Annotated in this window: 17 protein-coding genes; 10 read left to right on the top strand and 7 right to left on the bottom strand. The window is 42.2% G+C overall.

Features of this window, described 5'->3' with window-relative positions:
* Window positions 1-49 precede the first annotated feature (49 nt).
* The 3 genes from F3G86_RS05015 to groES form a co-directional block, all read right to left on the bottom strand.
* The gene (locus F3G86_RS05015) at window positions 50-1417 is read right to left on the bottom strand and encodes a phosphomannomutase/phosphoglucomutase (protein WP_149723183.1); all 1368 of its coding nucleotides are present in this window, start codon (window positions 1415-1417) and stop codon (window positions 50-52) included.
* Between the two features lie 129 nt (window positions 1418-1546).
* Complete coding sequence (gene groL / locus F3G86_RS05010; protein ID WP_002940160.1) at window positions 1547-3181, bottom strand: chaperonin GroEL; 1635 nt, start codon at window positions 3179-3181, stop codon at window positions 1547-1549.
* Window positions 3182-3198: 17 nt separating this feature from the next.
* Window positions 3199-3459: a co-chaperone GroES gene (gene groES, locus F3G86_RS05005; protein ID WP_009293641.1), complete on the bottom strand. Its 261-nt coding sequence runs from the start codon at window positions 3457-3459 to the stop codon at window positions 3199-3201.
* Window positions 3460-3627: 168 nt separating this feature from the next.
* Between groES and F3G86_RS05000 the strand changes: the two genes are divergently transcribed.
* Both F3G86_RS05000 and F3G86_RS04995 read left to right on the top strand, forming a co-directional pair.
* Window positions 3628-6168 carry a translocation/assembly module TamB domain-containing protein gene (locus F3G86_RS05000; RefSeq protein WP_149723182.1) on the top strand — a complete coding sequence of 847 codons (2541 nt, stop codon included), beginning with the start codon at window positions 3628-3630 and terminating at the stop codon, window positions 6166-6168.
* Window positions 6169-7329 (top strand): MFS transporter, encoded by a 1161-nt coding sequence (locus F3G86_RS04995; RefSeq protein ID WP_149723181.1) that lies wholly within the window; start codon window positions 6169-6171, stop codon window positions 7327-7329.
* A 2-nt stretch (window positions 7330-7331) separates the two neighbouring features.
* Here the strand turns inward: F3G86_RS04995 and F3G86_RS10450 are convergent, their stop codons facing one another.
* Together F3G86_RS10450 and uvrB are read right to left on the bottom strand one after the other, a co-directional pair.
* Window positions 7332-7505: a hypothetical protein gene (locus F3G86_RS10450; RefSeq protein ID WP_188116427.1), complete on the bottom strand. Its 174-nt coding sequence runs from the start codon at window positions 7503-7505 to the stop codon at window positions 7332-7334.
* Between the two features lie 626 nt (window positions 7506-8131).
* A complete protein-coding gene (gene uvrB, locus F3G86_RS04990; protein WP_149723180.1) occupies window positions 8132-10108 on the bottom strand; it encodes an excinuclease ABC subunit UvrB in 1977 nt (658 codons plus the stop codon).
* Window positions 10109-10233: 125 nt separating this feature from the next.
* Here uvrB and F3G86_RS04985 point away from each other — a divergent pair, with 125 nt between their 5' ends.
* From F3G86_RS04985 to F3G86_RS04950, 8 genes are all read left to right on the top strand, one after another.
* On the top strand, window positions 10234-10467 hold the full coding sequence (locus F3G86_RS04985) for a hypothetical protein (protein ID WP_002940382.1): 234 nt from the start codon (window positions 10234-10236) through the stop codon (window positions 10465-10467).
* A gap of 23 nt (window positions 10468-10490) precedes the next feature.
* Window positions 10491-10727, top strand: coding sequence for a hypothetical protein (locus F3G86_RS04980; RefSeq protein ID WP_009293636.1), 237 nt, complete (start codon window positions 10491-10493; stop codon window positions 10725-10727).
* Entirely contained in the window at window positions 10724-11134 is a 411-nt protein-coding gene (locus F3G86_RS04975) for a type II secretion system protein (protein ID WP_087583073.1), read from the top strand. The genes F3G86_RS04980 and F3G86_RS04975 overlap by 4 nt, the downstream gene beginning before the upstream one ends.
* Complete coding sequence (locus F3G86_RS04970; protein ID WP_149723179.1) at window positions 11134-12984, top strand: primosomal protein N'; 1851 nt, start codon at window positions 11134-11136, stop codon at window positions 12982-12984. The genes F3G86_RS04975 and F3G86_RS04970 overlap by 1 nt, the downstream gene beginning before the upstream one ends.
* 715 nt (window positions 12985-13699) lie before the next feature.
* On the top strand, window positions 13700-14758 hold the full coding sequence (ispG, locus tag F3G86_RS04965) for a flavodoxin-dependent (E)-4-hydroxy-3-methylbut-2-enyl-diphosphate synthase (RefSeq protein ID WP_149723178.1): 1059 nt from the start codon (window positions 13700-13702) through the stop codon (window positions 14756-14758).
* A 4-nt stretch (window positions 14759-14762) separates the two neighbouring features.
* Complete coding sequence (locus tag F3G86_RS04960; RefSeq protein WP_149723177.1) at window positions 14763-16175, top strand: replicative DNA helicase; 1413 nt, start codon at window positions 14763-14765, stop codon at window positions 16173-16175.
* Between the two features lie 2 nt (window positions 16176-16177).
* Entirely contained in the window at window positions 16178-17425 is a 1248-nt protein-coding gene (locus tag F3G86_RS04955; RefSeq protein ID WP_149723176.1) for a ComEC/Rec2 family competence protein, read from the top strand.
* A 52-nt stretch (window positions 17426-17477) separates the two neighbouring features.
* On the top strand, window positions 17478-17834 hold the full coding sequence (locus F3G86_RS04950) for a hypothetical protein (protein WP_149723175.1): 357 nt from the start codon (window positions 17478-17480) through the stop codon (window positions 17832-17834).
* A gap of 72 nt (window positions 17835-17906) precedes the next feature.
* Here F3G86_RS04950 and F3G86_RS04945 read toward each other — a convergent pair whose 3' ends face one another.
* Entirely contained in the window at window positions 17907-18770 is an 864-nt protein-coding gene (locus tag F3G86_RS04945) for an EamA family transporter (RefSeq protein ID WP_149723174.1), read from the bottom strand.
* Window positions 18767-19819 carry a hypothetical protein gene (locus F3G86_RS04940; protein WP_508610351.1) on the bottom strand — a complete coding sequence of 351 codons (1053 nt, stop codon included), beginning with the start codon at window positions 19817-19819 and terminating at the stop codon, window positions 18767-18769. Before F3G86_RS04940 ends, F3G86_RS04945 begins: the two co-directional genes overlap by 4 nt.
* Window positions 19820-19942: the final 123 nt, after the last annotated feature.

Raw genomic sequence — 19942 nt, 5'->3', positions numbered from 1 at the left:
ATTTTAAAAAGCATTTTGGAGTAAATTTAACCCAAAATGCTTTTATTGGTTACATTAAGCTCTTAAGCAAATTTGTCACTTTTTGCTCGATCTCTTCTAAAAATTCCTTACTCTTTGCCTCAAATCTAGTGACGATAACTGGCGTTGTATTTGACGCACGCACCAGCGCCCAGCCATTTTCAAACTGAATTCTAATACCATCAATGTCAATGATATTTTTTATCTTTGGCAGATTGCAACCCTCGTTTTTCACGCACTCTTTTAACTTGGAAACTATCTTAAATTTAGCCTCGTCAGTCGTCTTTATCTTGATCTCATCGGTGCTAAAGACAAGTGGCATCTTATCAAGCTCGCCGTCAAGATCAAAGCCTTTATGCACTAGCTCAAGCACCCTCATCATCGCATAAAGTGCATCGTCAAAGCCAAAGTATCGCTCTTTAAAGAATATATGACCGCTCACTTCAGCCGCAAGATCTACGTTTAGCTCTTTCATCATTTTTTTGATGTTGCTATGACCAGTTTTACCCATAAAAACTTCGCCGATCTTGGCGATCTCATCATACATATTTTGCGAGCATTTTACCTCGCCAAGCACCTTTGGATGTTTCATATTTAGCGCGTAAAGATATGCTAGCTCATCGCCTTTTATATCTCTTTTTGGCGTTATAACCGCGATCCTGTCGCCATCTCCGTCAAAGCCAAATCCAAGATCAAATTCCTTCTTCTCAATGAGCGAAAATATCTCTTTTAAATTCTCTTTTTCGCTTGGGTCTGGATGGTGATTTGGGAAATTTCCGTCTGGATCTTCATATAAAATTTTTGCATTTAGTCCAAGCGCCTTGACGATGGGCACCAAACTCACGCCAACAGCACCATTTGCGCAGTCGATAACAAAAGGTTTTTTGAAATTTTTAAGCTCACTAAATTCTTTTACAAAAAACTCGACATATTTTTCTAAGATATTAAATTTCTCACAGCTCTCATCGTCTGCTATTTGCTCACCAGAGGCGATTATCTCATTCACCCTATCTTTTAAAATTTGCAGATCTTTGCCAAAAAAACTATCTTTTTTAATAGTAATCTTAAAGCCGTTATAATCTTTTGGATTGTGAGAGCCCGTGATCATGATGTTTGCGTCAAAATAATCAGCATAAACGCTAAAGTAGCCAACAGGAGTTGGTAGCAAGCCGATGTTATAAATTTTAAAGCCACCAGCCTTGTTTAGGCCGCTTAGCAGATACCTAAAAAGCGTGCTAGCACTTAGCCTTGCGTCAAAACCAACGCTTAAAGTTTTCACGCCAAATTCGTTAAATTTCTTACCCAAAGCAAGCCCTATAGCCTTGACGCTGTCCTCTGTCAAGTCTTTTTCAAAAATGCCGCGGATGTCGTATTCTCTAAAAATTTCATCATATTTCATTGTAAATTCTCCCTAAAAGAATGCAAAAATGATACAAGAATAAATTTAAAAAGGAGTAAATAATTTTATAAATTTAGTGAGATTAAAAATTAAATTCGAGCTAGAAAAGCTCTAGCTCGAAAAGGGCTACTACATCATGCCGCCCATGCCACCCATTCCGCCCATGTCAGGCATTGCAGGCATTGCTTTTTCTTCTTTTATCTCGCTGATAGTTGCTTCAGTTGTTAGTAACAAGCTAGCCACGCTAACAGCGTTTTGAAGCGCAACTCTCTCAACTTTTACTGGATCGATGATGCCAGCTTCAAACATATTTACATATTCGCCAGTTGCAGCGTTAAAGCCAAAATTTGCATCTTTGCTTGTCTCAACTGCATTTGCTACCACACCTGCGTCAAAGCCAGCGTTCTCAGCGATTTGGCGAAGTGGAGCACGAAGCGCTCTTCTAACGATCTCAGCACCGATTGCCTCGTCACCTTGTAAATTTAAATTTACACTCTTTGAAGCAAGGATAAGAGCTGAGCCGCCACCTACTACGATGCCCTCTTCTACAGCTGCACGAGTAGCGCTTAGAGCGTCATCTACGCGGTCTTTTTTCTCTTTCATCTCAGTCTCAGTCGCAGCACCTACTTTGATAACTGCCACGCCGCCGCTTAGTTTTGCAAGGCGCTCTTGAAGTTTTTCTTTGTCATAGTCGCTTGTAGTCTCAGCGATTTGAGCTTTGATCTGAGTGATTCTAGCGTCGATCGCTGACTTCTCGCCTGCACCATTTACGATAGTAGTGTTATCTTTGTCGATAACTACGCTTGAAGCTTGTCCAAGGTCGTTTATAGTAGCGCTCTCAAGTGTTCTGCCTAGCTCTTCGCTGATAACTTCGCCACCTGTTAAGATAGCGATATCTTCAAGCATAGCTTTTCTTCTGTCGCCAAAACCAGGAGCCTTAACAGCTGAAATGTTTAGCACGCCACGAAGTTTATTTACAACAAGCGTTGCAAGTGCCTCGCCCTCGATATCTTCAGCGATGATTAGAAGTGGTTTGCCACTCTTTTGTACTTGCTCAAGCACTGGAAGTAGGTCTTTTAAATTTGTGATCTTCTTGTCAAATAACAATATAAATGGATTGCTTAGCTCAACTTGCATCTTTTCAGGGTTTGTGATGAAATATGGGCTTAGATATCCGCGGTCAAACTGCATACCCTCAACAACGCTTAGCTCATCTTGGATAGACTTTGCCTCTTCTACTGTTATGACGCCATCTTTGCCGACTTTTTCCATCGCATCAGCGATAAGCTTACCGATGCTCTCATCTGAGTTTGCAGAGATAGTAGCGATCTGTGCGATCTCTTTTGAGCCAGAAACTTTTTTAGAGATGTTTTTTAGTGCATCTATAAGAGCTGCTACTTCTTTATCCATGCCACGTTTTACTTCGATAGGATTTGCTCCAGCAGTTACGTTTCTAAGACCCTCTTTAAATATCGCGTGAGCTAGCACAGTCGCTGTTGTAGTGCCATCACCTGCTTGGTCGTTTGTCTTGCTTGCTACTTCTCTAACTAGGCTTGCACCCATGTTTTCGATAGTATCTTTTAGCTCAACCTCTTTAGCCACGCTAACGCCGTCTTTTGTGATGTTTGGAGCGCCAAAGCTCTTTTGGATAAGGACATTTCTGCCTCTTGGTCCCATTGTCACTTTTACAGCGTCATTTAGTTTTTTTACGCCCTCGTATAGGCGGTTTCTTGCATCATCAGAGTAAAAAATTTCTTTTGCCATTGTCTTTCCTTTTTAAATTATTTAATCACGCCTAAAATGTCGTCGATGTTTAAAACAAGATATGTTTTATCATCTAAATTCACCTCAGTGCCAGCGTATTTAGCAAATACTACTTTTTCGCCAACTTTTACGCCCTCAGCTTCAGCACCAACTGCTTTTACCTCACCGCTTAAAGGTTTTTCTTTTGCGTTATCAGGTATAATTATGCCCGAAGCTGTCGTCTTTGTCTCTTCTACGCGTTCGACTAGGACACGCTTGCCTAATGGTTGAAAGTTCATTGTTCATCCTTTTAGTTTAATTGTCTTTTTTAGCACTCTTTATTTTTGAGTGATGAAATCCTAGCATTTTTTTCTGAAAAAGTCAATAATTTATAGTGAATTTTATTAAAAACTTTAGTCTAAGTGACTAAAGTTTTATGATATGTAAAACTAATATAAAGGAATTTTATGAAAAAAGTAGCCTACATAGTTGGCGCGCTTGTGCTCATAGTAGCTTGCATCTTTGGCTTTATCTTTAGCTCTTTTGGCAATAAATTTATAGCCAGCAAAATAGAAAAAGAGGCACTCGCTCGTGGTATCGATGTCAAATTTAAAGACTTTAACCTTGGGCTTAGCACCTTAAATTTAGAAGCGACCGTGATGAACGCCATAAATTTAAAGGCAAATGGCGATCTATCCTTGCTTGCTCAAAGTATGAGCTTAAACATAGATATAAATGCCAACAAGGCAAAGGCTAGCGAGCTTGGGCTAAAAAAGGACGTCGCTCTTAAAGCAAATGTGGCTGGCAAATTTAGCGACTTCAAGCTAACGGCAACTGGCACGGCGCTTGGATCAAATATAAATTTAAACGCAAATTTAAAAGATTACCTGCCAAAAGCTCTAAATCTTGACGCTAAAAACATCGAGCTTTCTGAGATATCAGCTCTGGCGCAAAAGCCAAATTTAGCTAGCGGCAAGCTTGATTTAACGAGCAATATGCAAGGAGTTGATGAGAAAAATGAACCCATCATAAACGCTCAAATTTTAGCTAGCGATGCAGCGATAAACAAAGAAATTCTTAAAAATGAATTTGGGCTAAATTTAGCAAAAGATATAAGCTTTAAAGGCGGCGTAAATGCTAAATTTGCAAATGAAAAAGTGAGCGCAAAAACCATCATCATCGCACCTGAAGCCACTTTAAAAGCAAATGAGACGATCTATGATCTAGCTAGCAAAAATTTAAAGAGCGACTTTTCGCTAAATGTGCCTGATCTTGCCCTTTTTGGCAAGCTCTTAGGCAAGCAACTAAGTGGCGCTGTGGATGCAAACGGCGAAATTACAATGCAAGAAAATGCCCTTAAAAACCTAAAAGCTGAGATCAACGGGCTTGGCGGCAAGATAAATGCAAATTTTGATAGCAAAAACTTAGCCCTAAATGCAACTAGCATCAAGATAAAAGAGCTTCTAGCGCTTGCTATGCAGCCTAGCTACGCAGACGGGCAGATAAATTTAAATGCAAATTTTAGTGGCTTTGACGAGCTAAAAAAGCTTGCAGGCGAGGCTAAATTTGAGATAAAAAACGGTCTTATAGATAATGGTCTTGCAAAGCTTAAAAATGCGGCTAAATTTGAGCTAAAAGGCGGTGCCACCGCAAAAGGTGAGCTTGTAAATTTTGACGCAAACGTGCTTAGTGACCTTGGCGAGTTAAAGGATGTAAAGGGCGTTTATGACCTAAAAAACAGCCAAATTTTTAGCAAATTTGCCCTGCTCATTAGCGACCCTGAGAAATTTAAAGCGGTTAGTGGCTTTGAGGTAGGCTCAAAGATGGCGCTTGCGGGCGATGTGAAGCTCAAAGATAGCAAGATAGATGAGCTAAATTTAGGCGGCAATGCCTTTGCTGGCAAGCTAAACGCCACCATAAAAAATGAAAATCTTGATCTTAACCTAAAAGAGGCGCAGTTGGGAGAGATCTTGGCACTTAGCGGCAACGACAGGCTGGCAAATGCTAAGACAAATGTCCAAGCAAAGGGGCAAAATATCTTTAGCAAAAGTCCAAGCGTCTCCGCAACGATCGCTTTAAATGATGGTAAATTTAACGCCGCAGCGCTTAGCAAAATGCTTGATAAAAAATTCCCTGAAAACGAGAAATTTAGCTCAAATTTGAGCCTAGACTATAAAGGCGATATGGCAAAATTTAGTGGCGACTTTCTTAGCTCGCTAGCTGATATAAAGGGCATAGATGGCAGTTTTGATGTGGGCAAAAGCACGCTTAACTTAAAGCTTCAAGCGGTAGTTTCAGAGCTAAATAAGCTTGCATTTTTAGCTGGCCGCGAGCTTCACGGTAAATTTGCAGCCCTCGTAACGGCAAATGGCAAAGTGGATGATCTAAGCGTGAAAGCTACTTCAGATGATCTATTTAAGGGAAAACTAGAGGCAAACTACAAAGGTGGCGCGCTTGATGCGGTGCTAAAAAACTTTGAGGTCAAAGGGCTAACGCAGACTTTGGGGCTAGATCATCTTTATGATGGCAACGGCGATGCTAAATTTGACTACGAGACGAAGCAAAAGCTCGGTAAATTTGACATCTTGCTAAAAGAGGGTCACCTAGCCAGCACAAATCTCACAAACAACATCCAAATATTTACCGGCAAGGACATCACAAAAGAAATTTACAAAGACGGCAAAATTTATGGCGATATAAAGGGCGATAACGTCGTCTTTAACGTAAATTTAAGCTCGCCAAAGAGCGACATAAAGGTTGCAAACGGCACTTACAATACCGCTACAAAAATGCTTAACGCGCCGCTTGTTTGCAGGCTAGAAAAGACCGATCTAAACGTGCAAATCTCAGGCACGACAGACAAGCTAAAATACGACGTCAGATCGCAATATCTCGAAAATAAGGTCAAAAAAGAGATAGGTAGATTTTTAGATAAAAAGCTTGGCAAAGATGATGACGCAAGCGGCGAAAAACAAAATTTAAAGGGGCTTTTAAAAGGGCTATTTTAGATGAAAAAGGCGGAAAATTTAAAGTATCTAATGGGGCTTGGGCACTTTTGTAGCGACATAAATCAAAGTGCCCTTGGCGCGATGCTGCCATTTTTCATCGCGAGCTACCACTACGACTACGCTACGGCCGCCTCGCTCGTGACCGCCACAAATTTAGCAAGCTCGCTCATCCAACCACTAATCGGCCGCCTAAGCGACAAAAAAGAGCTACCATACGTCATCCCGCTTGGACTGCTGCTTGCGGGCGGGGGCATGAGCCTCACTGGCTTTATCACAAACTACTACCTCATCTTGGTCTGCGTGATGATAAGCGGTATCGGCGCCGCGCTCTTTCACCCAAGTGCCGCAAGGATCGTAAACTACGCCTCAAACGCCAAAAATAGAGCCAAAAGCATAAGTATATTTTCTTTTGGAGGCAACGTGGGCTTTGCAGTTGGTCCAATTTTAGTCGCTGTTTTTGTGGGAAATTTTGGACTAAAAGGGACGCTAGTTTTTATAATCCCTCAAATTTTTCTAACACTTTTATACCTCAAAAAGGGCAAATTTATAAAAGCATTAGAGGGCAATCATAAAAAGCAAATTTCGCAAAAAACAAGCGCTCTAAAAGACGATCTGGGTGCATTTATAAGGCTTTGTGTCTGTATATTTTCACGCTCGATCGTCGCTTTTGGCTTTTCGGCATTTTTTAGCATCTACCTCATCAAAATTTTTGGCCTTAGCAAAGAGGCTGCAAATGTAAATCTAAGTATGTTTTTCGCCGCAGGTGCGATCTCCACGCTATTTGGTGGAGCACTAGCTGATAGATACGGCCTAGTTAGGCTCATCAAAATAAGCCTAAGCATCGCCGCGCCACTAGTCGTGCTAATGCTCTTTATCGACAGCTACGCGCTATTTCTAGCAGCCTCCATCTGCGTGAGTGCCTGCATCAGCCTATCTTTTAGCCCCTCTATCGCCCTTGCACAGCTTTATCTGCCAAATCAGATCGGCCTAGCCTCTGGCGTAACGCTTGGACTTAGTATAACAATCGGCGGTATATTCGCAACGGTCATCGGAAAGATCGCTGACATCTTTAGCCTAACGCACTCGTTTTACTTTATCGCCGCAGTTTCGCTTATCTGCGCGGTGTCGAGCTACTTTTTAAAGCCAGTTAGCAAGATATAAATTTATAAAAATAGCTCGCTAACGGCGTATAGAACAGTCTTGCCGCCAAGCATAACCCTGCCGTCATCTCTCATCCTACAGGCGATCTCGCCACCTCTTTTTGACGCCTCAAATACTGCGGCTTTTACCAAGCTCTTTCGTTCAAAATAGTGCCAAATGACAATGCCTTGAGCCACAGACTATATCCTTTGCACGCCCAACTTTGGCGCAAAGCTACGAGAGATGCGGTCAATTTTTCGCACTTAGAGATGATTTTGTAAATTTTATTTTTTGGGCTTTAAATTTTGTTGAGCAGGCGAAATTTTATACGAGCTGAAATTTAGACAAAACTTGTCAAAGAGAAGAAAATTTTTGCTCCTCTATAAAGGCAAGGCAAATTTAAAGACTAAAAGAGCTATTATGGCGGTGGTATTTTTGTGATAGATTTAAATGTTGCGTAGTTAAAATTTGCGCAGACCATAGACACGTAGAAATTTAAATTTTAGCTACCAAAGCATCGAGGCAAAGTATCTTGTGATGATTTTAAATGTTTTGCTTCGCAAGCTCGCAACTGCAAGACAAATAAATTTTCGACCAAAGATAGAACATATAAATTTAAGCCGCTAAGACAAGAAAATTTTTGTTTTTTGCTTAGCCTTGCTCGCAACGAGACTTCGCTATGAGGAGCTGAACCATGGATTTTGGGCGGCAGTATTTTGTGATAGATTTAAATGTTGCGCAGTTAAAATTTGCGCAGACTAGACAAATGGTCTGTCGAGCAAAATTTTAGCAAGCTCATTTAAATATGCACAAAAGACAACGCTTATAGTTTTCTCATCTTTGCTATCTCATCTCTCAGCGCCGCCGCCTTCTCAAACTCCAGCTGCGCCGCCGCTTCAAGCATCTGCTTTCTTAGCTCTTTTACGATCGCGGCTCGCTCGCTCGCAGGCATTTTTTCCAGATTTGCGCCTTTTCTTAAAATCTCCGTACCGTCCTCGACGTGCAGACTCTCTTCGATATTTCTACTTGCAGAGTGTGGCGTTATGCCGTGAGCTTTGTTGTATTCATCTTGAAATTTACGTCTAGCAGTCGTCGTATCGATCGCCTCTTTCATGGACTTAGTTATCTTTTTGGCAAACATTAGCACCTTGCCATTTACGTTTCTAGCCGCGCGCCCCATCGTCTGTATAAGGCTCGTTGTCGAGCGCAAAAAGCCCTCTTTATCAGCGTCCATGATCGCTATCAAGCTCACTTCAGGCAGGTCAAGCCCCTCACGGAGCAAATTTATGCCTATTAGCATATCAAACTCGCCACTTCTAAGCCCTCTAATGATCTCATTTCGCTCGATCGCGTCGATGTCTGAGTGCATATACTTGACCTTGACGCCAAGCTCGATATAGTAGCGGCTTAGCTCCTCGGCCATCTTTTTAGTTAGCACCGTAACTAGCACACGCTCACCTCTAGCGATCACCGCCTTTGCCTCGTCAAATAGCGCTTCAACCTGGTTGTCGCTATCTTTTATCTCGATGATCGGATCAAGCAGCCCCGTAGGACGCAAAATTTGCTCATAGACGTGCCCCTGGCTGATGCCAAGCTCGTATTCGTTTGGCGTAGCTGAGACAAATAGAAATTTCGCCTTTTTGCTTATAAACTCGTCAAATTTAAGCGGCCTGTTATCAAGCGCTGAAGGCAAGCGAAATCCATACTCCACAAGCACCTCTTTACGGCTCCTATCACCCGCATACATGCCCCTAAACTGCGGCAAACTCACGTGGCTCTCATCGACGATGACCAGATAGTCCTCGCCACTTATCTCAAAGTAGTCAAACATCGAGTACGGCGTCTCTCCAGCCTTTTGACCAGTCAGATGTCGCGCGTAGTTTTCGATGCCTTTACACATGCCAGTGCTCGCCATCATCTCAAGGTCAAACTCCACTCTTTGCTTTAGCCTCTGAGCCTCAACTAGCTTGCCCTGCTCGTTAAATTCTTTTAAGCGCGCATCAAGCTCCTCTTCGATCTCCTTCATCGCGATCTTTAGCCTATCAGCACCCAAGATGAACTGGCTGGTGGCGTAAAGTGTAAATTTAGAGATGTCCTTTAGCCTTTTGTTATCAAGCACGTCAAAATGATACATCGCATCGATCTCATCGCCGAAAAACTCGACCCTTAGCGCTTCGTCGTTGTAATAAGCTGGATAAATATCCACCACATCGCCATTTACACGAAAGTCGCCCCTGTCAAAGTAGTTGTCATTGCGCTTGTAGCCCATATCGACAAGCTGCTCTAAAAGCTTTCTTTGGCTTATCTTATCGCCCACACTAAGATATGCCACCATCCCTTTATACTCACTTGGATTACCAAGGCCGTAGTTTGCAGAGACTGAGGCGACACAGACGACGTCGTCAAAGCTTAGCAAGCTAGCCGTCGCAGAGAGACGCAGGCGCTCAAGCTCATCATTTACCGAGCTATCCTTTTCTATATATAGGTCGCTTCTTGGGATGTAGGCCTCTGGCTGATAGTAGTCGTAGTAGCTTATGAAGTACTCCACGTGGTTTTTTGGGAAAAAGCCCTTAAATTCGCTGTAAAGCTGAGCGGCAAGGGATTTATTGTGCGTCATGATGAGCGTTGGCATATTTAGCTCACGTATGACATTTGCCATGGTAAAGGTCTTGCCAGACCCTGTCACGCCTAGAAGTGTTTGGTATTTGTTGCCTGATTTTATACTTTTTACTATCTCTTTTATCGCTCTTGTTTGGTCGCTGCTTGGGCTAAATTTAGATGAAATTTCAAATTTACTCATTAACTACCTTTAAATTTGGGCGAATTTTATAGCAAAGATAGTACTTTGTCAAATGAGAATTTTAAAAAGAATTTAGCCTCTGCGTGTTAGAATACGGCATTAATTATTATTTTAAAGGAACCTTTATGTTTGAAGATAATGCGATCTTAACCACACTAAGCGATAAAGTAAATGACCTCATCACAAAATACGATGAAGTCTGCAGAGTAAATGAAGAGCTACGTAACGAGATCGTAACATTAAAAGCACAAAATGAGGCAAAAACCAACCAGATCATGCGCCTAGAAGAGGACTTAGATAAGAAAAATAGCGAAGCCGATGATGTAATGAAAAAGATCGAAGCTGTCCTTGGTAGATAAGCTAGGCATTTTTGGCATAAAAGATGAAACAGATCACGCTCACCGTATCATCTCGCGACTACACGATAACGCTTGATGATGATTTTGCTGAAGTTTTTGAGCGTGACTGGCAAAAATTTATGGGGGGAAAGAAATTTATCGAGCCTCGTGAGCTTATAAACGCCTTTGTCGAAAAGAGCTACGAGAGCTACACAAATTTACGCGTCGTAAAGGACGTCACAAAAGAGATAGAAGAGATACTAAAACCGGAAAATAAATGAAAAAAAGAGCTTTTACCCTAATAGAAATTATATTTGTCATCGTCATACTTGGCGTCTTAAGCGCTATTGCTATACCAAAGCTTTTCTTTACTAGAAGCGACGCCATAGTCGCAAACGCAAAAACGCAAATCGCTGCCATAAAAAGCGGCATCTCACTAAAATACAACGATAGCGTCCTAAAAGGCACTCCAGCATATCCAGACGCACTTGATGATGGGAATAAACTTTTCAACAAAGTAATAAGCGTAAATATCGCAGACAGCGGCACAAAAAACGGCTGGCACAAAACTGGAGCAACCACTTATACCTTCAAACTAGACGGACAAACAGCAAATTTCACTTATAACAAAACCACTGGCGAATTTGACTGCCAGAGCAGCGACGGACTTTGCAGCGCCCTTGAGTGATGAGATACTACGAGGTCGTATTTAGCGGAGTAAATTTAGCTGCGCTCACATATAAAAGCGAGCTAGATATTGCGCCATTTCGCGCCGTCACTGCAAAACTTAGAGGCAAGAGCCTAACTGGCTTCATCCTGCGCGAAGTGGGCGAGCCAAGCTTTAAAACAAGCTTTATTGATGAAATTTTACCCATTAAACTAAACGATATCCAAGCAACATTAGCTAAATTTATCACCTACTACTACACCTGCGAGCTTGGCGTTGCTATAAATTTATTTGAACCACAAAGCCTTACTGATGATGAAATTTATAGTGGCGAAACTGACTTTAAATCGCCAAATTTAAGCCCAAAACAGCTTGAAGCGCTAAATTTTATAAATGAGCGAAAAAGCTCGCTCATCTTTGGCGACACTGGAAGTGGTAAAAGTGAAATTTACATCGCTAAAATTAGAGAAATTTTAAACGCAGACGGCCAAGCGCTATTTTTGATGCCTGAAATTTCACTAACTCCGCAGATGCAAAAGCGCCTAGAGAGCTTCTTTGGCGAGGCTGTGGCTGTGTGGCACTCAAAGATCACACCAAAGAAAAAAGAGCAAATTTTAAAAGACATTAAAAGCGGCAAAGCAAGGCTTATTGCAGGTGCAAGATCTGCCCTATTTTTGCCACTTGAGAGGCTAAAACTCATCATCATCGACGAAGAGCACGACGATAGCTACAAAAACACAGGCTCAAAACCCCACTACAACGCAAGGGATCTCGCACTCTTTTTAACTAGTAAATTTGACCTGCAAGTAGTTCTGGGTAGTGCCACGCCAAGCCTCACTAGCTTTTACAAGCAAGAATCTTTTCGCCTAAAAGGGACATATTTTGCGTCGCAAAAGAGCTATATATTTGACGAGAGTGAGACTGGCATAAGCGAAATTTTAAAAGAGCAGATCGCAAAGACGCTCAAAAACAAAAAACAAGCCGTTATCTGCCTGCCAACAAGAGCAAATTTCAAATATCTTGTCTGCAAAAACTGCGGCGAGACGGTGAAGTGTCCATTTTGTAGCATCGGCATGAGCTACTATAAAAAGCAAAACGTGCTAAAGTGCCAATACTGCGAGCACAAAATGGCCGTGCCAAAGACCTGCCACCAGTGCGGCAGCGAGATGATAGAGGCTAAAAAGATCGGCACGAGCGAGCTTTTAGAGAGGCTGCAAGCTGAGTTTGCAAACGCTAGGATCGCTAAATTTGATAGAGACGAGATCACGACGCAAAATAAGCTCGTAAAGGCTTTAAAAGATTTTAACGACGGCAAGATAGACATCCTGCTTGGCACGCAGATGTTAAGCAAAGGGCATGACTATCACAACGTTGAACTAGCCGTCATCATGGGCTTTGACGAGCTTTTAAATTTTCCTGATTTTAGAGCTAGAGAGCGGACACTTGCCCTTGCCATGCAAGTAGCTGGCAGAGCCGGCAGAAACGGAGCTGGCAGGGTCATCATCCAAAGCAAACAAAGGGAGTTTTTTGAGAGTTATATCAGCGACTACGATGCGTTTTTAAAGGAGGAGATCAGCTACCGAGAGGGGCTGTATCCGCCATTTACTAGGCTGCTTCGCGTGGTCGTTTCGCACAAAGATGAGAGCACGGCAAAGGGCGCAATGAACGAATTTGTGCAAAGGCTGGAGCCACTAAAAGGCGATGAGCTAGAGATCGTTGGATACGGCAAGTGCCAGGCTGAGTATCTTGTGGGTAAATTTAGATATGAAATTTTGCTTCGTTCAAACTCGCACACCATGCTTTTAAAGGCGGCAAACCTCTGTAAAAGCGAACTTAGCGATATCGATATAGATCCGGTAAATTTTAGTTAAAAAACGATTTAATCAAACAAATTTTAAATTTAGCAAGTTACTAATGCGAGAGAGTAAGATTTTAAAATTTGTAAAATTATTTCATCTGATCTTGCAAATATCAAACAAATTTTAAAATTTCATGAACGAGTAATTTCGGCTCTAAAATTTGAGCTAAGCTGTAAGCGAAGCCAAATTTTAGTAGTCAATTCTTGCGAGTGAGTGGAATTTTAAAATTTGCAAAATGGATTTTTAAAATTTAAAGCTTTATTTCTTTGTTAAGGGGGAAGAGGCTTGAATTATGGTCTGCTTGCAGTTGCGAGCTTGCGAAGCAAAGAAGCTCCCTTCCCCTTCCCCTTTAACAATCCCCTGTCTGCTCGCAGTTACGAGACGAAGCCCGAGTAAAGCCCCGACGACGTTAGAGGTGCATGCTTCAGTGCTAAAGCACTGCATGTGATTAAAAATTAAGACTAATTTTATTTATCAGCCAAATAAGGGTCAAATAAATTTTAAAATTTCATAAGCGAGTAATTTCGGCTCTAAAATTTGAGCTAAGCTGTAAGCGAAGCCAAATTTTAGTAGCTAACTCTTAGGGGTGAATGAAAGTTTAAAATTTGCATTTACGATACATGAGCCTTAATTGCAAACTGCCTGCATTTAAAAACTTTATTAATTTTTCAAGCCTTTTAAAAGCCATTTTTTCTTATAATCCCCAATAAAATTTAAAGGCAAAATTTTGCAACGATACCCGACAAAACAGATAAAAATTCGCGATGTTTTAATAGGCGGTGACGCACCGATCTCCGTGCAGTCGATGACATTTTCAAAGACGAAGGACGTAAAAGGCACGCTAGAGCAGATACAAAGGCTATATTTTGCAGGCTGTGACATCGTGCGCTGCGCAGTTTTTGACAAAGAGGACGCCAGCGCGCTAAAGCAGATCGTCGCCAGCTCACCCATCCCAGTCGTTGCAGACATACATTTTAACCACACCTACGCGCTAATCGTTAGCGAATTTGTCGATGCTATCCGCATAAATCCAGGCAATATCGGCTCAGCTAAAAACATAAAAGCAGTCGTTGATGCCTGCAAGCAGCGAAATTTACCCATCCGCATAGGCGTAAATTCTGGCTCGCTTGAAAAGCAGTTTGAAGACCGCTACGGCCGCACGGTGGAGGCGATGGTAGAGAGTGCCTTATACAACATCAAGCTTCTTGAGGATTTTGACTTTACAGACATTAAAATTTCGCTTAAATCAAGCGATGTCGAGCGCACTATGCAAGCTTACATGGCACTTCGTCCAAAGACAAACTACCCATTTCATCTAGGCGTAACAGAGGCAGGTACGACATTTCACGCGACTATCAAGTCCGCAATCGCACTTGGCGGGTTACTACTTGAGGGCATCGGCGATACGATGAGAGTTAGCATCACAGGCGAGCTTGAAGAGGAGATCAAAGTCGCAAAGGCGATCTTAAAAGATAGTGGCCGCCAAAAAGAGGGGCTAAACATCATCTCATGCCCAACTTGTGGGCGTTTGCAAGCTGATCTCATGGCAGCAGTAAAGCTCGTAGAAGAAAAGACAAAAGGGATAAAAGAGCCGCTAAACGTCTCAGTGATGGGCTGCGTGGTAAATGCTATCGGCGAGGCAAAGGGCGCGGACGTAGCCATAGCATTTGGCAAGGGAAATGGCATGATCATGCGCCACGGCGAAGTGGTGGCAAGGCTACCTGAGAGCGATCTTGTGGATAGATTTTTACAAGAGATCGACGACGAGATAAAGAGCAGAGGATAGAGCAGTGGCAAAAGAGAGACTTAACGAGATAGAATTTAGCAACCTTTACGACCTTGACATGGAGCGAGCCATACTAAGCTCGATCATCGCAAACAACGACGCTTTGGGCGAAATTTTTGACACGATAAAGGCTGGGGACTTTTACCTAAAGGCTCACGCGCAAATTTACAAAGCGATGGTTGATTGTCTAAACGGTGACGTGCCTATCGCATCGACATTTATCAAAAACAAGCTTGGCGAAAACTACGATGACAACGTCATGGCGAGCATTTTGGCCACAAACTCGATCATCGACATCCAAAGATACGCAAACGAGCTAAAAGAAAAGTCGATCAAACGCAGTCTAGTCAAGATCGCCCACGACATCCCAAGCAAGGTAAATGAGGACAAAGCTAGCCGCGATATGGTCGATGAGCTAAGTCAGGAATTTTACTCGCTAGTCGATGGCAGCGGCACTGGTAGCATCAGAGATAGCGAAGATATCATAAAAAGCTTGATCGTGCATATGCAAAAGCAAGCGGCCCTAAACGAGCGCGATATCATCGGACTAAACACCGGCTTTAAAAAGCTAAATGAGATGATAAAAGGCTTTAAAAATGGCGACCTCATCATCATCGCAGCGCGCCCTGGCATGGGTAAAACGACGCTTTGTCTAAATTTCATGGGGCACGTTTTAAAAAGCGGCGCTGGCATCGTCTTTTTCTCACTTGAGATGCCAGCAGAGCAGATCATGATGAGGATGCTAGCAGACAAGACCTCGATCCCACTTCAAGAGATAATGACAGCGAGCCTGGACGACGAGAAGCTCGCTCACTTTAGCCACGCATGCAGCGAATTTTCGCACGCCAAGCTCTTTGTGCACGATAGCGGCTACGTAAATATCCACCAAGTAAGGACACAGCTTCGCAAGCTAAAGTCAGCTCATCCTGAAATTTCACTCTGCGTCATCGACTACATCGGCCTTATGATGAGCACAAACAACTTCGCCGACCGCCATATACAAATAGCTGAAATTTCTCGTGGCTTAAAGCTTCTAGCGCGCGAGCTGGATATGCCTATCATCGCACTTTCGCAGCTAAACCGCGGCCTTGAAGCACGCGCGAACAAGCGCCCTATGCTAAGTGACCTAAGAGAGTCAGGCGCGATCGAGCAAGACGCCGACATCATCCTTTTTGTCTATAGGCACGAGGTCTATCTGGAGCAAGAGGAGAACGAGAAAAAGAGCAAGGCCGCAGCTGAGGGCAAACCTTATCAAAGCGAGCACGTTTTTAACAAGCTTCAGGAAAACGCAGAGATCATTGTTGGCAAAAACAGAAACGGCGAAGTGGGATCTATCGACGTGCTCTTTCAAAAGCAATACTCGCGCTTTTGCGATATCGCCACCACACCAGTGCAATCAACTGAATTTAAAGAGTAAATTTGCCAAAAAGCAGGCGTGTATTTTATTTTCTCCTGCTTTGCCTATTTATTTTTTGTATAAATTTAGTGCTTAAATTTCATGAATACAGCGCATTTATGGAGCTTGGCGAGCATGACGTCCTAGGCAAAGTAAGCGTAAATTTCACCAAAGAGAGAAACGGCAAAAAACGCCAGATAATAAGGATCGACACCTCAAATTTTAGCTTTTACACAACCGCTTCTAAAAAAGACGAGATCAGCCTTTATGACGTCGTGGTGCTTAGCGTTCAGCCAATAGACGTTAGTTTTAAAGACTATCTTTCTGGCACATTTTACATGCCAAGCTACGATAGAGCCGTTATCAAAAGAGACGAGAGCCTAAGGCAAAGAGCTATAAATTTCATCTCCAGCCAGCACGAAAACACTAAAATTTCGCAGCTTTTCTCAGCGCTCTTTCTTGGCACAAACGTCTTTGGCGAGCTAAGAGATGACGTCTCAAACTGGGGCGTGGCGCACCTCATCGCCATTAGCGGCTATCACCTTGGCGTCATAAGCGCGGTTTGCTTTTTTCTTTTAAAGCTCGTTTTTAAGCCAATTTACGCAAGATATCTACCATATCGCTCTTACATTTTTGACTTTACGATCGCCGTATTTTTGGTGCTTTGTTTCTACTTTTATATGATCGGCTTTATAGCAAGCTTTTTGCGGGCATTTTTGATGAGCGTGGCTGGCTTTTACATGATCTGTAAAAAGATAAAGATCTTAAATTTCTATACACTTTTTGGCGTTATCTTATTTAGCGTCGCCCTATTTCCACAGCTTCTTTTTAGTGTTGGCTTTTATTTTTCATGCCTTGGCGTCTTTTATATTTACGTCTATCTTTTATACTTTGCGCCTAAATTTAGCCTGCTGGCAAACTCGCTACTTTTAAATTTATATGTCTTTTTTGCAATGGAGGTTGCGGTGCTTTACTTTTTCCCGCTCATTAGCCTCTTGCAGCTTAGCGTGCTGGCTATCAACTACCTATTTAGCATATTTTATCCGCTAAGCTTTTTATTTCACCTCTTTGGATATGGTGGCATTTTTGATGAAATTTTAAGCAAAATGCTAGCTTTTAGACTAAGCTCGGGCAGCCTTCATATAAGCACATTTGTCTTTTTGCTTTATAACGCCATCACACTTTTTTGCGTTAAATTTAAATCCCTAGCCCTACTTCCGCCACTCTTTGGCGTGGTAGCGTTTTTGCTTTTCTTGCTAAATTTTTCGTAGTCAAAGTTTTACTTAAATTTGCCGATATGCTTTTAAATTTAAAGGCAAGGCGATGCAGATAAACTCAAATTTTATAAATTTAAATAAAAACGGCTCTACGGCTACTGACGATGAAAATTTAAAAAGCAAAAATTTGCCAAAACTAGATAAGAGCGAAATTTTACATGACGCTTCAAATTTAGCTAGCGATGCAAATAATGAGAGCGAGAGTAGCGCCGATGTCATAAAAAAGCAGTTAGAAAAACTGCAAAAACAGCTAAAAGAGATTGATAATGCGATAAAACAGGCAAGTGCGAGCAAAAATCCATACGCAAAAGAGCTGGTTGCTTCGCTTCAGAGCAAAAAGGGAGCTATCTTTGCTCAGATAATGCAGCTAAACGCCCAGCTTGTAAAGATGCAAGGCGCTTAAGTAGATCAAATTTGATACTTTAAAAATTCTCTACTTAGCTTAAATAACTCAAATTTGATCTTAAATTTAACCTCATGCAGCCTTTACGCCATAAAATTTCATGATTTTATTGTGAATTATTAGCGATATATACATTATCGCAGCTCCTAAAATGAGCCTTGTTAGGTTGGCGTCCTTTTGCCAAAAGAGTAAATTTACGATGATAGCCGCTGGTATGAGGGCGTTGTTCATGATGGCAAGCACGCCGCTATCGACCTCGCAAGCCCCCTTGTTCCACATAAAGTACCCCAGCCCGCTAGCGACTATGCCAAGCCACAAAAGTACCAAAGTTTGGGTTAGATCTACATGAAATTTAGCTGGATTGCCAAGGGTTATGAGCGCTATGACAGCGACAAAAAACGCCCCAAAGTGAAAGTAGCCAAAGACCTTTTTTTGATCGACTTCAAACTTCTCCAAAAGCGCCTTATAGGCACTCTGCCCTGCTCCAAAGCATATATTTGCCCCTTGCACCAGCAAAAAGCCCTTTAGCACGCCCTCATTTATCGCGCCATACTTGATAACAAGCGCTCCAAAGACCGCAACGCCAACGCTAAAGAGATAAAGTGGTCTAAATTTAAAGCTAAACGCATCATATATGAGCGTCACATAAAATGGCGTAAAAATGGTAAAAAGTGCGACTTCGGGCACGCTTAGATACAAAAACGAGTTGTAGTAGCAAAGATACATTAGCCCTATTTGCACCGCTCCGATCGCCATTATGCCAAGGGCGAGCTTTGGATTTACCCCGCGAAATTTCGTAAATGGCAAAAAAACTAGGCTAGCAAGCGTCACGCGAACAAAAACGGCTAGATAGCTATCGACCTTTCCCGCTAAAAACTCGCCTATCAAGCTAAAGCTAAACGCCCACAAAATGGTCACGAAGATCAGTTTATTCATTCTATCACCACCTCATTTATATTTCTTGCGCACTCAAAAAAGTATTCAAGCTTGTTTAGCTCGAGCAGATCGCCATTTAGGATGAAATTTGCCCTATCGCTAAAATTTTTCTCGCTCACAAATAAAAACTGCTCAAATTTTACCTTGCCGCTAAGATAGCCATTTAGCAGGTCATTAAAGTCGCTATCAAGGTTATCTTGCTTTAGCGAGTCTAAATTTAGCCTAGCACTTAAGCCCTCTATCACGCCTCTTAGGTCCTTTAGCCTAGCCATTATCCTGTTTTCTTCATCACTTAGATCAAGTGCGGCCTTTTGCTCCTCTATGCGCTTAGTTTGGCTTTGCTTGCTGAGGTTTAGGCTATCTGGCAGCTTCCACTCAAACTCCACTCTAGGCTTGTTCGCATCAGCGTATGCCTCAGCCATCTGCGAAGTCGTCCTCTCGCCTTTTTTAAAGCTGTTATTATTCACACTTTGCGTATCTTTTAAGTAAATTTTTGGAGCAAATTTGCTCTTTTGCTTCTCATTTTCTTGCTCTTTTATATATTTTTCTTGCTCCATCGCCCCAAGCTTGGCGCTTAGATCATCCTTGCTAAAATCAGGCATCACTATCTTTGAGCCAGCATTAAAGCCGATCTCGCCGTTTGAGAGCAAATTTATCCTTGAGTTTAGCTCGGCTAGCTTAAGCCCAAGCTCGTCTAGCTCGGCTCTTTTTTTATTAAGAGTAAAATTTATCGCATCAAACTCGCTCTTATCTATCTCGCCATACTCAAACCAAAACTCATTTTCAGCCGCAGCCTTTGCAAAGCTATCAACAAATTTAGTCTCTAAATTTATAAGAGAATTTAGTGCAACGGCGTTAAAATAGACCTTTGCGACCTGAAAAGCGGTTAAATTCATCAGCTCTTCATCTTTGTAAATTTTCTCCACGCCCTTGTGGTCTAAAATTTTATCAGCAGCCTCGCTAGCACCGCCGTCAAAGATGAGATACTCAACCTTTGCCGTGATCGATCCAGCCTTTGTCATATATCCGCCCTTTAGCTCGTCAGGCACAAAGGTATATCTGCCGTCAAGGGATAAATTTAGCTTGTTGCTCTTATTTTTATTTATATATTCGCTTTCTCTTATACACCTCTCCGAGCCCCCGAGACCCTAAGACATCTCGTATGCCGTCTT

Origin of the sequence: Campylobacter concisus (assembly GCF_902460595.1) — a bacterium.
In the GTDB taxonomy this organism is placed as follows: domain Bacteria; phylum Campylobacterota; class Campylobacteria; order Campylobacterales; family Campylobacteraceae; genus Campylobacter_A; species Campylobacter_A concisus_BL.
Note: the sequence above shows the minus strand (reverse complement) of the source record. Positions and strands in the feature narration are given on the sequence as shown.